10 protein-coding genes and 1 tRNA gene are annotated in these 12,880 nt (G+C 67.6%); 4 read left to right on the top strand and 7 right to left on the bottom strand.

The window, feature by feature from the left end; genetic code table 11:
• Window positions 1-84 precede the first annotated feature (84 nt).
• The 6 genes from EV675_RS23230 to EV675_RS23205 all read right to left on the bottom strand — a co-directional run bounded on the left by EV675_RS23230 (window position 85) and on the right by EV675_RS23205 (window position 7,529).
• Window positions 85-159, bottom strand: a tRNA-Val gene (locus EV675_RS23230).
• 62 nt (window positions 160-221) lie between these two features.
• Window positions 222-935 (bottom strand): DNA polymerase III subunit epsilon, encoded by a 714-nt coding sequence (dnaQ, locus tag EV675_RS23225; RefSeq protein ID WP_130360449.1) that lies wholly within the window; start codon window positions 933-935, stop codon window positions 222-224.
• Window positions 936-1,268: 333 nt separating this feature from the next.
• Window positions 1,269-4,376 (bottom strand): efflux RND transporter permease subunit, encoded by a 3,108-nt coding sequence (locus EV675_RS23220; RefSeq protein WP_130360447.1) that lies wholly within the window; start codon window positions 4,374-4,376, stop codon window positions 1,269-1,271.
• Between the two features lie 10 nt (window positions 4,377-4,386).
• Window positions 4,387-5,484: an efflux RND transporter periplasmic adaptor subunit gene (locus EV675_RS23215; protein WP_130360445.1), complete on the bottom strand. Its 1,098-nt coding sequence runs from the start codon at window positions 5,482-5,484 to the stop codon at window positions 4,387-4,389.
• A 109-nt stretch (window positions 5,485-5,593) separates the two neighbouring features.
• Window positions 5,594-6,565 carry a Bug family tripartite tricarboxylate transporter substrate binding protein gene (locus EV675_RS23210; RefSeq protein ID WP_130360443.1) on the bottom strand — a complete coding sequence of 324 codons (972 nt, stop codon included), beginning with the start codon at window positions 6,563-6,565 and terminating at the stop codon, window positions 5,594-5,596.
• Window positions 6,566-6,650: 85 nt separating this feature from the next.
• On the bottom strand, window positions 6,651-7,529 hold the full coding sequence (locus tag EV675_RS23205; protein ID WP_130360441.1) for a fumarylacetoacetate hydrolase family protein: 879 nt from the start codon (window positions 7,527-7,529) through the stop codon (window positions 6,651-6,653).
• Window positions 7,530-7,668: 139 nt separating this feature from the next.
• Between EV675_RS23205 and EV675_RS23200 the strand changes: the two genes are divergently transcribed.
• Window positions 7,669-8,373, top strand: a complete 705-nt coding sequence (locus EV675_RS23200) for a FadR/GntR family transcriptional regulator (RefSeq protein WP_130360439.1) — start codon at window positions 7,669-7,671, stop codon at window positions 8,371-8,373.
• A gap of 15 nt (window positions 8,374-8,388) precedes the next feature.
• On the opposite strand, the gene EV675_RS23195 is transcribed toward EV675_RS23200, so the two are convergent.
• Window positions 8,389-9,180 carry a class I SAM-dependent methyltransferase gene (locus tag EV675_RS23195; protein WP_130360437.1) on the bottom strand — a complete coding sequence of 264 codons (792 nt, stop codon included), beginning with the start codon at window positions 9,178-9,180 and terminating at the stop codon, window positions 8,389-8,391.
• Between the two features lie 4 nt (window positions 9,181-9,184).
• Here EV675_RS23195 and gloB point away from each other — a divergent pair, with 4 nt between their 5' ends.
• The 3 genes from gloB (at window position 9,185) to fabI (ending at window position 12,725) form a co-directional block, all read left to right on the top strand.
• Window positions 9,185-10,021, top strand: a complete 837-nt coding sequence (gene gloB, locus EV675_RS23190; protein ID WP_130360435.1) for a hydroxyacylglutathione hydrolase — start codon at window positions 9,185-9,187, stop codon at window positions 10,019-10,021.
• Between the two features lie 399 nt (window positions 10,022-10,420).
• Window positions 10,421-11,791, top strand: coding sequence for a LysM peptidoglycan-binding domain-containing protein (locus EV675_RS23185; RefSeq protein WP_130361909.1), 1,371 nt, complete (start codon window positions 10,421-10,423; stop codon window positions 11,789-11,791).
• A gap of 139 nt (window positions 11,792-11,930) precedes the next feature.
• A complete protein-coding gene (gene fabI / locus EV675_RS23180; protein ID WP_130360433.1) occupies window positions 11,931-12,725 on the top strand; it encodes an enoyl-ACP reductase FabI in 795 nt (264 codons plus the stop codon).
• The last annotated feature ends 155 nt before the right edge of the window (window positions 12,726-12,880 follow it).

The raw sequence follows: 12,880 nt of genomic DNA, 5'->3' as shown, positions 1-12,880 counted from the left end.
GATTACGGAGAACCGCCGGACGCACGAACGCGAGCGCATTCCCGGGTGGGAAAGACGATATGGAGAGAGGGGGGGGGGGGGAATTGGTGGGCGGTACTGGTTTCGAACCAGTGACCCCTGCCGTGTGAAGGCAGTGCTCTACCACTGAGCTAACCGCCCGAAGAGAACCTTCGGTTTCGACTGCCGCAATCGCGACAGCCCATGACTATAGCATATCTTTTTTATTCGGTGGGAAGCGACTCCCACTTCCGCCACAGGGTCTGTCCCTTGGATTCCTTGTCCAGCCCGGCCAGATAGGCCTGGTGGGCGGCCAGGTCGCCTTCGTCCACCGGCACCACCTGCAACACCGAGGCATCGAAGGCGCCGAAGCTGGTCGTGGCCTGCCCGCCGGTATCGCCCAGGTCGATCACCAGGCTGTCCTGGCCGCGCGTCATGGCCAGCCAGACCTCGGCCAGCAGTTCCGAGTCCAACAAGGCGCCGTGCAGCACCCGGTGGGCGTTGGAAATGCCGTAGCGGTCGCACAGCGAATCGAGCGAGTTGCGCTTGCCGGGATGCAGTTCGCGCGCATGCATCAGCGAATCGACGACGCCCGCGCACTTGTCGCGGAAACCGCCGCGCTGCAGCCGGGCCAGCTCGGCATTCAGGAAGCGGATGTCGAACTCGGCGTTGTGGATGATGACGTGGCCGTCCTGGATGAAGTCCAGGAACTCGTCGACCTTGTCTTCGAACCGGGGCTTGTCGGACAGGAACTCGGTGGTCAGTCCGTGCACTTCCAGGGCGCCCGGATCGCTGTCGCGGTCGGGATTCAGGTAGGTATGGAAGTGGCGTTGCGTGACCCGGCGGTTGACGATCTCCACGCAGCCGATTTCGATGACGCGGTGTCCTTGGAGCGGATCGAGGCCGGTGGTTTCAGTATCCAGGACGACATAACGCATGCGGGGGCACCAGAGAAAAAATTGCGGGGGCCCCTAAGTTTAGGATATTTGGCTGGGCGAGTCGCCGGTAACCGCTTGCGGCCGGCGGGGCCCCACCCCCTCAGGGGCTGTTCGGAGCCGCCGCGCCAGGCAGGCAAAACGGGGAAGCAAGGGCGTGCATGTTTGAGCGCGGCAGTAGGGACAGTCCGGGGGACTGTCCCCGCGCGAGTTCACGCCCGCCCCGTTTTGCCTGCCTGGCGCGGGAAGTTTCGGCGCAGCCGAAACCGGCTACGTCAGCCCCTGAGGGGGTGGGGCCCCGCCGGCCGCAAGCGGTTACCGGCGACTCTTGCTTCCCTAACCCACCGATTCCGGCGCCGGCGCAACGGGGGCGGCGTGAGGATCGGGTTCCAGCGGATGTTCGCCCACCGGCAGCGGGCGCTTGCGCTTGCCGGCCACCAGCGCGTACACGCAGGGCACGACGAACAGGGTCAGGAGCGTGCCCAGGCTCATGCCGCCCACGATCACCCAGCCGATCTGTACGCGGGACTCGGCGCCCGCGCCCGTGGCCACGGCCAGCGGGACGGCGCCCAGCACCATGGCGCCGGTCGTCATCAGGATGGGGCGCAGCCGCAGCACGCTGGCCTCGGACACCGCCTCGATCAGTTCCTTGCCCTGGTCGCGCAACTGATTGGCGAATTCGACGATCAGGATCCCGTGCTTGGTGATCAGGCCCACCAGCGTGATCAGGCCGATCTGGCTGTAGATGGACAGGGTCCCGCCCGAGAACCACAGCGCGAGCAGCGCGCCCGTCATCGACAGCGGCACCGACAGCATGATGATGAATGGATTGCGCCAGCTCTCGAACTGCGCAGCCAGCACCAGGTAGATGAAGGCCACCGCCATCGCGAACACCAGGTAGATGCTGCCCGACGAATCGCGGAACTCGCGCGACTGGCCGTTCAGGTCGGTCTGCGCGGTGGCGGGCAGCACGCGCGCGGCGATGCCGTTCATCACGTCCAGCGCCTCGCCCAGCGCGTAGCCGGGCGCGAGCGACGCCGAGATCGTGACGGCACGCATGCGGTTGAAGTGGTTCAGCGTCTGCGGCGACACGCCTTCGCGCACGGCCAGCAGGTTGACCAGTTGCACCATCTCGCCGTTGCGGGAGCGCACATAGATGTCGGAAATGTCGGCGGGATTGGAGCGGTCGCGCGGGATCACCTGCACCAGCACGTCGTACTGTTCGCCGTTGTCCTTGAAACGCGTCACCTGGCGCCCGCCCAGCATGGATTCGAGCGTGCGGCCAACGCGGTCCACGTCGACGCCGATGTCGGCCAGCTTGTCGCGGTTGACCTGCACCCGCAGCTCGGGCGTGTTCAGGCGCAGATCGGTCTGCACGTTCTGCACGCCGGGGTACTTCGCAAGCTCGGTCAGGAAGGTGTCGGCCATCGTGGCCAGTTCGGGATAGGACACCTGGCTCATGATGACGAATTCGATGGGCGAGGAACGCGGCGACTGGCCCAGCGACGGCGGGTTGGTGGGAAAGGCCTGCACGCCGGGCAGCGCGGCGAATTTCGGCTGGAGCGAACGCGCGACCTCCTGCTGGCTGCGGGTACGCTCTTCCCAGGGCTTGAGCCGCAGCACGGCGTTGCCCTCGGTCACCACCGGGAAGCCGGCCACCGCCTGGTAGGCGGCCATCTCGGGGATGTCCTTGTAGATTTCCTCCATGCGTTCCAGGTAGCTGGTGGTGTAGCCCACGGTGGCGCCCTGCGGCGCGACGATACGGCCATAGATGACCCCGCGGTCCTCCACCGGCGACAACTCGCTCTTGATGGTCTTGAACAGGGGCACGCTGCACGCACCCACGGCCAGGCCCAGCACCACCACCCATCCGCGATGGGCCAGCGCGAACGACAGCGCGCGACGATAGCCGCGCGTCAGCGCGTTCAAGCCGCTTTCGATGAAGTTGTACAGCCAGCCATGCGACTCCTGGTGGCGCAGCATGAGCGAGCACATCATAGGCGTGAGCGTCAGCGCAACGAAGCCCGACACCAGCACGGCGCCCGCCAGGGCCAGCGCGAACTCGATGAACAGGCGGCCCGTGCGGCCGGTGGCGAAGGCCAGCGGCGCGTACACGGTGACCAGGGTCAGCGTCATGGCGATGACGGCGAAGCCGATCTCGCGCGAGCCCAGCAGCGCGGCCTGCATGCGCGACTTGCCTTCCTCGATGTGGCGGAAGATGTTCTCGAGCACGACGATGGCGTCGTCCACCACCAGGCCGATGGCCAGCACCATGGCCAGCAGCGTGAGCGTATTGATCGAGAAGCCGAACGCATACATGAGCGTGCAGGCGCCGATCAGCGACACCGGGATGGTGACGATGGGGATCAGGCTGGCGCGCAGGTTGCGCAGGAACAGGAAGATCACCAGCACCACCAGCACGATGGCCTCGCCGATGGTGTGGAACACCGATTCGATGGACTTCTCGATGAAGACCGAGGTGTCGTACGCCATGTTCAGCTTCATGCCGCTGGGCAGCGTGGCGTTCATTTCCTCGATCTCGGCGCGCACCGCCTTGGACAGGTCCAGCGGGTTGGCCGTGGACTGCTTGACCACGCCGATATTCAGCGCCGGCTTGCCGTTGAAGCGCGAGGTGACGCGCTCGTCCACCGGCCCCAGGCCCACCGAGGCGACGTCGCCGACCCGCACGCTGTAGCCGCCGACGTTGGCGATGATGACGTTTTCGAACTGTTCCTTGGTGCGCAGGTTGGTCGCGGCGACGATGGAGAACTCGCGCGCCATGGACTCGATCCGGCCCGAGGGGATCTCGACGTTCTGCTTGCGCAGCGCGTCTTCCACGTCCTGGACGGTCAGGCGGTAAGCGGCCAGCTTGCCGCGGTCGACGTTGATGCGCATGGCCGGCAGGCGTTCGCCGAACACCCGCACCTCGGCCGCGCCCGGCAGCACGGACAGCCGCGGCTTGATGAAACGGTTGATGTAGTCCGAGGTCTCCATCGCCGACAGCGACCCGGACTCGACGGCCAGGTACATGACCGGCTGGGAATCGGCCTCGACCTTGGCGATGATGGGTTCGTCGATTTCGTCGGGCAGGCGGCCGCGCACGCGCGCCACCTTGTCCCGCACGTCGGCCGCGGCCGAGTCGGGCGAGATCGACAGGCGGAAGCGCACGTTGATGTTGCTGCGCTCGGACCGGCTGGTGGAGGTCATGACCTCCACGCCTTCGATGCCCGACAGGGAATCCTCCAGCGGCTTGGTGATCTGGGACTCGATCACCTCGGCCGAGGCGCCCTTGTAGACGGTGCTGACGGACACGACCGGCTCGTCGATCTGCGGATATTCGCGCACGGTCAGGCGGGAATACGAGATCAGGCCGACCAGCAGGACCAGCAGCGACAGCACCGTCGCGAAGACGGGACGCTTGATGCAGACTTCGGACAGGACCATGTGCCGGGCCTCAGAGCGCGGACGCCGTGGCGCTGGCGAGCTTCACCGGCACGCCGTCGCGCAGCTTCTGCGCGCCGGCCACCACGATCACGTCGCCCTCGGCCAGGCCGGACACGATCTCGACCATGGCCTCGCGCCGCTGGCCGACCTCGACCTGCACCCGCTCGGCGCGTCCGTTCTGGACGCGGTAGACGAACTGGTCGTCGCCCACCGGCACCAGGGCCGCCTCGGGCACGGCCAGCGCCTGCGAAGGCGTGTCCAGCAGCAGCTTGACTCGGGCGAACATGCCGGGACGCAGTTGGCCGCCGGGGTTCTTGACCTGGGCGCGCATGACGATGGAACGGCCGCCGGTATCGATGAGCGGGCTGATGGCATAGACGGTGCCGCCGAAGGCCTTGTCGGGCATGGCATCGAGCGCGATCTGCAGGGTCTGGCCGGTGCGGATCTGCGACAGGTAGATTTCCGGGATGCGGAAATCCACCTTGAGCGGATCGATGGCCTCGAGCGCCACCAGGTCCTGGCCAACGGCCACGTAGTCGCCCACCGAGACGTTGCGCAGCCCGATCACGCCGCCGAACGGGGCGCGGATGTCGTTCTTGTCCAGGCGCACCTGGGCCAGCACCATGGCGGCCTGCTGCACCTTCATCGCGTTGTCGGCCTCGTCCTTGGCCTGCTTGCTGATGAAGCCCTTCTGCTGCAGTTCGATGGAGCGGTCGTAGTTGCTCTTGGCCAGCGTGAAATTGGCCCGGGCCTGCTCGAACTCGGCGCGCGGCACGGAGTCGTCCAGCCGTATCAGCACCTGGCCCTTGCCGACCCGCTGGCCCTCGGTGAAGCGGATGTCGCTGATGCGCCCCGCCACTTCCGGACGCAAGGTCACCGATTCATCGGACCGCAGGCTGCCGACGGCGGTGATGCCCCGCTCGAACGGCTTGCGCGCAACCTTCTGGACTTCGACCAGGATGGCCTGGGGCCCCTTGGCCTTGGCCTCGGCGGGCGCCGGGGCGCCGGCGGGAGCGCCCGCATGGAACAGGCGCGGGGAAAAATAGCCGACCCCCGCCCCGACGGCGAGAGCGACCACCACGGCGGGGACCAACGAATTCTTCTGCATACAGGCGAGCGGAAAGCGCAACAAGGTGTATCGCCCACTGTAGCATCGGACCATGACGATTGCGCAGGATCCCGTGCTTTTCCGGCCCCGCGAAAACCCTCGCTTTCCGTTACTCCACCTTGCCGATCCGGCGGACGGCCTCGGCCAGGACCTTGGCGTCGGCCTGCCAGTAAGCGGCGAACTCCGGCGCATCCAGGTACATGACCGGGCTGCCCGCCCCCTGGATCGTCTTCAATACCTTGGGATCCGTGGCCGCGGCCTTGGCGGCGGCGCGCAGGCGGTCGACCACGGGCGCCGGCGTGCCGGCCGGGGCGAACACGCCGGACCACTGCGCGAACTGCACCGGGTGCCCCAGTTCGGTCAGGCTGGGGACGTCGGGCAGGGATTCCAGGCGCCCGGTGCCCCAGTGCGCCAGGGCCCGGACCTTGCCGCCCTTGATGTGCTGGAGCACCGAGGCGGGCCCTGTCGACAGCGCCTGGACCTGGTCGGCAAGCAGCGCCACGATGGCCGGCCCGGCGCCGGTGTAGGGCACGTGCAGCAGGCGCAGGTTGGCCTCGTTGCGCAGCATTTCCATGGGAACGTGCATGGTGCCGTAATTGCCCGAGGACCCGTAGGCCACGTCGCGGCCGCCCTTCTTCCGGGCGGCGATGAATTCCTGCGCCGTCTTCCACGGGCTGTCGGACCGCACCACCAGCACGGTCGGATCGGCCGTGAAGCGGGCGATGGGGGTGAACTGGGACAACTGGTACATCGGTTCCCTGCCCAGCAGCTTGTCGGCCTCGGGCAGGATGGAGATGGACGACAGCGCCATCATGATGGTGTAGCCGTCGGCCGCCGACTTGGCGACGTGCCCCATGCCGACGCCGCCGCCGGCGCCGCCGCGGTTCTCGACCACCACGGTCTGGCCCAGGAAGCGGCCCATGGATTCGGCCACCGGACGGGCGACGGTGTCGGCCACGCCCCCCGGCGGGAAAGGCACGACCATGGTGATGGGCCGGGTCGGCCAGGAGTCCTGCGCGGCGGCGGGCGCGCCGCCAAGGACGGCGCAGCAGGCCGCCCAGACCAGCAATGTGCGTTTCATGTCGTCTCCTCGTTTCCCTTGGGGTTGGCGCCCGCCCCCGTGTGTCCGGGGATGCCGGGCGGCGCGGGGCCTGCGCCCCGCGCCTTCAATCGACGGCGTTCTCCAGCACGCCTATGCCCTGCACCTCGATCCGGATCACGTCGCCGCGCTTGACGAAACGGGGCGGGTTGAAGCCTATGCCCACGCCCGCCGGCGTTCCGGTGGCGATGACGTCGCCCGGTTCCAGCGTGATCCCGGCCGAGATGGTCGCGATCAGCGTCGGGATGTCGAAGATCAATTGCCGGGTATTGGCATCCTGGCGCAGTTCGCCGTTGACCCAGCAGCGGATGTCCAGGTTGGCGGCATCCAGTTCGTCGGCGGTGACCAGCGCCGGCCCCATGGGGCAGAAGCCGTCCAGCGACTTGCCCAGGAACCACTGGCGATGCAGCTTCTGCAGGTCGCGCGCCGTGAAGTCGTTGACGATGGTGTAGCCGAATACGTGCTCCAGCGCACGTTCGCGCGGGATGTTCCGCCCCGGCTTGCCGATGACCACGGCCAGCTCCGCCTCGTAGTCGAGCTGGGAGGTGACCCCTTCGTGCGAGGGAATGGCCGCGCCCGGCCCGATCACGGTGTTGCTGGCCTTGGTGAACACCACGGGGGCTTCGGGCGCGTGCTCGCCTTCCTTCGCGCTGGAGTCGAAGCCCGACTTGCTGAACTCCGCCGCATGCTCGAAATAGTTCTTGCCGACGCAGAAGATGTTGCGCCGGGGGCGGTCGATGGGCGCCAGCAGCCGCGCACCCGACAGGGGCCGGCCGGCGCCGCGCGCGGCCAGGCGGGAACGGATGTTGTCGAAATCCTGGACCAGTTGGACCATGTCGCCGGAGAATCCGGGAACGAGATCGGCCAGCGGCCAGTAATGCTGCATGTCGGTATCGGCGAGGGCGATGGCGGGCTTGCCGTCGGCAATCAGATGGACGAATTTCATGATGCTTGAACAGATCCAATTGGTGAATTCATATACCAATATAAAACCAAATTGGATCTTCATCAAGCATATGGCACCCTTCAATTTGACCAATTGGTACCATTGAATTAAGGTAGCGGCAGAACGAGGGACAGCCACCATGGACGAATCCGCAGCGCACAGCCCCATTTCGCGCGCCCCCGGGGCCAAGGAGCTCATGCATCACCTGTTGGGGGAAATATCCAGCGGCAGGCTGCACGTGGGCGTCAAGCTGCCGCCCGAGCGCGAACTGAGCCAGCGCTTCGCGATTTCGCGCGGATCGGTGCGCCGGGTATTGGCCGACCTGCGCACCCGCGGCCTGATCATCCAGTCCGTGGGCAGCGGCACCTTCGTCGCCGAGGGGGCCCAGGCCCTGGCCGGCGGCCCCGCGCCCGCGCCGGAGGTCAGCACCAGCCCGGCCGAGCTCATGGAAGCGCGGCTGCTGATCGAGCCCCTGATGCCGGCCCTGATCGCCCGCAACGCCAACGCCGCCGACTTCGCCCGCATGCAGCAGTGCGTGGAGGAATCGGAAATCGCCGCCAGCATCGAGGCCTTCGAGCATTGGGACGGCGAACTGCACAAGTCATTCGCCGAAGCCACCCACAACTCGTTCTTCCTGCAGATCCTGGAACTGACCAACCGCGTCCGCGAACAGGGCGAATGGGGCCGCCTGAAGCGCCGCTCGCTCACGCCGGAGCGGCGGGCGCAGTACCAGCGGCAGCACCGGGCCATCGTCGAGGCCTTGAAGGACCGCGACGCCGCCCAGGCGCGCGACCTCCTCCTGGGCCACCTGCAGCAGATCCGGCAGAACCTGTTCGACGCCTGACGCCCGGCGGGCGGCCTATCGCGTGGGTCCGCGCCCGGCTCGCAGCGGATGGACCTCGCGCGCCGTGGCCACCGCGGCCCGGCGCGGCGCCTTCTGCTTTTTCCAGGCGGGCCCGATCAGCCGCATGCCCACCGTACGCTTGACCGCGGACACCACGTACAGCCCGCCGCATACCGGCCACCAGCGTTCGCCGGCGCGTTCCATGAAGGCGTAGCGGCGCAGCCATTTCTCGGAACGGCAGGCCGGCGCGTAGATGCCGAAGCGGCCGCCCTCGACCTCGAAGGACAGCAGCTTGAGCCAGTCCTTGATCCGCGCGGGAGACAGCGGCTGGATACCGGGCGGCAGGAAGGACCGGCGCCGGCCCAGCAGGCGGCCGGCGCCCCACAGGCTCCACGGGTTGAAGCCGGTGATCACCAGGCGGCCCTCGGGAATCAGCACCCGTTCGGCCTCGCGCAGGACCTGGTGGGGATCGTCCGAACACTCCAGCGCGTGGGGCAGGACCAGCAGGTCCAGGCTTTGCGCATCGAACGGCAGGGCCTCCGGGTCGGCCACCACGAACGCGTTCCAGCGCGCCCGCTGCGGCTCGGACGGCATCGCGCCGGCGACATAGCCCTTGAAGGGCATGCGGTTGGCGCGCAGCGCGTCCAGTTCGGCCAGGCCGGCCTGCATGGCATGGAAGCCGAATACGTCGGACACCGCCTCGTCCAGCCGCGCCTGTTCCCAGGCGAGCGCGTGGCGGCCGGGATCGGTCGCCAGCCACGCGGCAAGCTCTACAATCGGAGAATCCTGGACGTCAGACGGCAGCATCGGAATGAAAGACTCGAAAGGAAGCAAACGATCGGCCGGCCCGCAAGATGCCGGCCCGGCGGCCGGCATAGCCGGCATTCCCGCCTTCAATGACAACTACCTGTGGTTGATCCGGCAGGGTACGCTGGCGGCCGTGGTGGACCCCGGCGACGCCGCGCCGGTCCTGGCCTCGCTGCAGCAGCAGCGCCTCCAGCTTCGTGCCATTCTACTGACTCACCACCACAAGGACCATGTCGGCGGTGTCCTGGAGCTGGTCGAACGCACCGGCGCCACGGTATTCGGCCCCGCCGGCGAGAAACTGCCCCACTGCGACCGCCGCCTCGCCCAGGGCGACCGGGTCGCCCTGCCCGAACTGGACCTGGACCTGGAAGTGCTGGACGTTCCGGGGCATACGGCCGGCCACATCGCGTATGCCGGCCGCGCGGCGGGCGTCGAGCCGCTGGTGTTCTGCGGCGACACGCTGTTCGCCTCGGGATGCGGCCGGCTGTTCGAGGGTACGCCGCAGCAGATGAAGGCCTCGCTGGACAAGCTGGCCGCCCTGCCCGCCAGGACGCGCGTCTACTGTGCGCACGAATACACCTTGTCCAATCTGGCCTGGGCTACCGCCGTCGAACCGGACAACGCGGCGCTGCAGGTATGGCACCAGCAGGCGCGCCACCTGCGCGAGCAGTCGCAGCCCACGGTGCCCACCACGCTGGATCTGGAACGCCAGGTCAACCCCTTCCTGCGCACCGCCGTTCCCGAGGTGGCGGCGGCCGCGGCGGCCCATGCCGGCAGGCCGCTGGCCGATGCCGTCGAGGTTTTCGCCGCGCTGCGCGAATGGAAGAACGACTTCCGGTAGAGCACGCCGCATCTTGCCCCGATTTCCGTTCAATGCCCGCCAAAAGCTTCGAATTTGTAAAAGCGGGTTGACGGAAACCATTCTCGATTCGTACTATGCCGCGCTAAATGCACCGTGAGTCGCGCCGGTCCCCCGAGTCGGGGCCCTGCCCCTTCCCGGGATCCCCCGCGGCTCCAAATTGAAACTGCCTCGCTGGGCCCCGTCCTACGGGACGAGGCCCAGCGAGGCATGTGGTCAAGGACACGAAACATGCTATTGCGCCCCCGCGGCGTCTGGAATCTGCGGGCGGGCGTCCGCGATGGTCGTCCAGCCTCCCTGTACAAAATCCTGATCGCCGGGTGCGTGATGGTCCTGGCGGGCTGCGCTTCGATGGAACGCCCCGCGGCAACCGGCCAAGACATGCAAGGGGTGGCGACCGCCGCCCCCACCGGCACCGCCAACCCCGCCGGCTTCTCTTCCTCCCCGCGAATCTCCCAGTCATCCCGGCCCGTCGGCCGGCGCATCGACGCACCCCTGAGCCTGCAAACGCCCGACGATGGCCTGGAACCGCGCATGGTCGACCTGACCGTGCAGCCGGCCGACATCTGGACCCGGATCAGGCGCGGCTACGCCGTGCCCAACATCGACACGGCGCTGGTCAAGGAGTGGGAGAACTTCTACGCCTCGCGCCCCGACTACATCCAGCGCACGGCCGAACGCGCCGGCAAGTATCTCTATTACATCGTCGAGGAAATCGACCAACGCGGCATGCCGACCGAACTGGCGCTCCTGCCCTTCGTGGAAAGCTCGTACGACCCCTGGGCGCTGTCGCGCTCGCAGGCATCGGGCCTGTGGCAGTTCATCCCTACCACCGGCCGCGGCTTCAACCTGAAGCAGGACTGGTGGCGCGACGAGCGGCGCGACCCCATCGCCTCCACCCGCGCGGCGCTCGACTACCTGCAATACCTGTTCGACTTCCACGGCGACTGGCACCTGGCGCTGGCCTCCTACAACTGGGGCGAAGGCTCGGTCAAGCGCGCCATCGACAAGAACACGGCGCGCAACCAGCCGACCGACTACCTGTCGCTCGACATGCCGGACGAGACGCGCAACTACATCCCCAAGCTGCAGGCGATCAAGAACATCATCTCCAACCCGGCCGCCTACAACATCGCGCTGCCGTCGATCGACAACCAGCCCTACTTCGTCACCATCACCAAGAGCCGCAACATCGACGTGAAGCTGGCGGCCCAGCTGGCCGAGATGCCGCTCGACGAGTTCAAGGCGCTCAACCCGTCGTTCAACCGCGGCGTGATCCTGGGCAGCCACGAGCCCACGCTGCTGCTGCCGGCCGACCGCATCAGCATCTTCGAGGCCAACCTGCGCGCCTACAGCGGTTCGCTGTCGTCCTGGCACACGCATGAACTGGCCCGCGGCGAAACCCTGACCACCGTCGCCCGCAAATACGGCACCTCGGTCGCGACGCTGCGCAAGGCCAATGGCCTGGGAACCCGTTCGCGCATCGGCTCCGGCGACATCCTCATGGTGCCCACCAGCCGCCAGGCCGAACCCACCCTGGTCGCCAGCGCCGGCATCACGCCCGTGCGCGCCACCGTCCAGAGCAACGGCCGCGCGAAGAAAACCGTCCAGGTGCGCACGTACAAGGTCCGCAAGGGCGACACCCTGAGCTCCATCGCCCGCCAGTACGACGTCTCGATCGACCACCTGCGCGCCCTGAACCGCATCAAGGGCTCCGCCATCCCCGTCGGCCGCACGCTGAAGATCCAGTAAACTCCACCTCCCACGCCCCTATCGGCCTTCAGGCGGTTGCCCGGGCACAGTGGATCCGGCTCCGCCGGTCCACCAGTGCCGCCCCCTGGGGGCGCGCGCAGCGCGTAGGGGGGTACATTCTTTTACAGGAACCCTCGACATGGGCTTTCTCGCCGGTAAACGCATCCTGGTCACCGGGGTGCTGTCCAATCGCTCCATCGCCTATGGCATCGCCAAGGCCTGCCGCCGCGAAGGCGCGGAGCTTGCCTTCACCTACGTGGGCGACCGCTTCAAGGATCGCATCACCGAATTCGCCGCCGAATTCGACAGCCAGCTCGTGTTTCCGTGCGACGTGGCCGACGACGCGCAGATCGAGGCCGTGTTCTCCGACCTCGGCAAGACCTGGACCAAGCTCGACGGCCTGGTGCACGCCATCGGCTTCGCGCCGCGCGAAGCCATCGCCGGCGACTTCCTGGACGGCCTGTCGCGCGAGGGCTTCCGCATCGCGCACGACATCTCGGCCTACAGCTTCCCCGCCATGGCCAAGGCCGCCCTGCCCCTGCTGCAAGGGCCGGAAGGCAACGGCACCGGCGCGGTGCTGACGCTCAGCTACCTGGGCGCCGAACGCGTCGTCGACAACTACAACACCATGGGCGTGGCCAAGGCCGCGCTGGAAGCCGCCACCCGCTACCTGGCAACCTCGCTGGGCCCCAAGGGCATCCGCGCCAACGCCATCTCGGCCGGCCCCATCAAGACGCTGGCGGCCGCCGGCATCAAGGACTTCTCCAAGATCCTGAACTTCGTCGAGACCTTCGCGCCCCTGCGCCGCAACGTCACCATCGACGACGTAGGCAACGTCGCCGCCTTCCTGCTGTCGGACCTGGCCGCAGGCGTCACCGGCGAAGTCACCCACGTAGACGCCGGCTTCTCGACCGTAGTTCCCGGTATAGGATAACCCCCCCCTACGCGCTTACGCGCGCCCCCCAGGGGGCGATGCGGGTGGACCGGCGAAGCCGGATCCACCGCATCCTGGGTCTGCGTAAGGGTGTCTCGATGCGGGACACCGCATGCTTGGTTTGATCCTGGGCGCCGCGGATCCGGCTTTGCCGG

The sequence above is a fragment of the Pigmentiphaga kullae genome, assembly GCF_004216695.1.
Lineage (GTDB): Bacteria > Pseudomonadota > Gammaproteobacteria > Burkholderiales > Burkholderiaceae_B > Pigmentiphaga > Pigmentiphaga kullae.
Note: the sequence above shows the minus strand (reverse complement) of the source record. Positions and strands in the feature narration are given on the sequence as shown.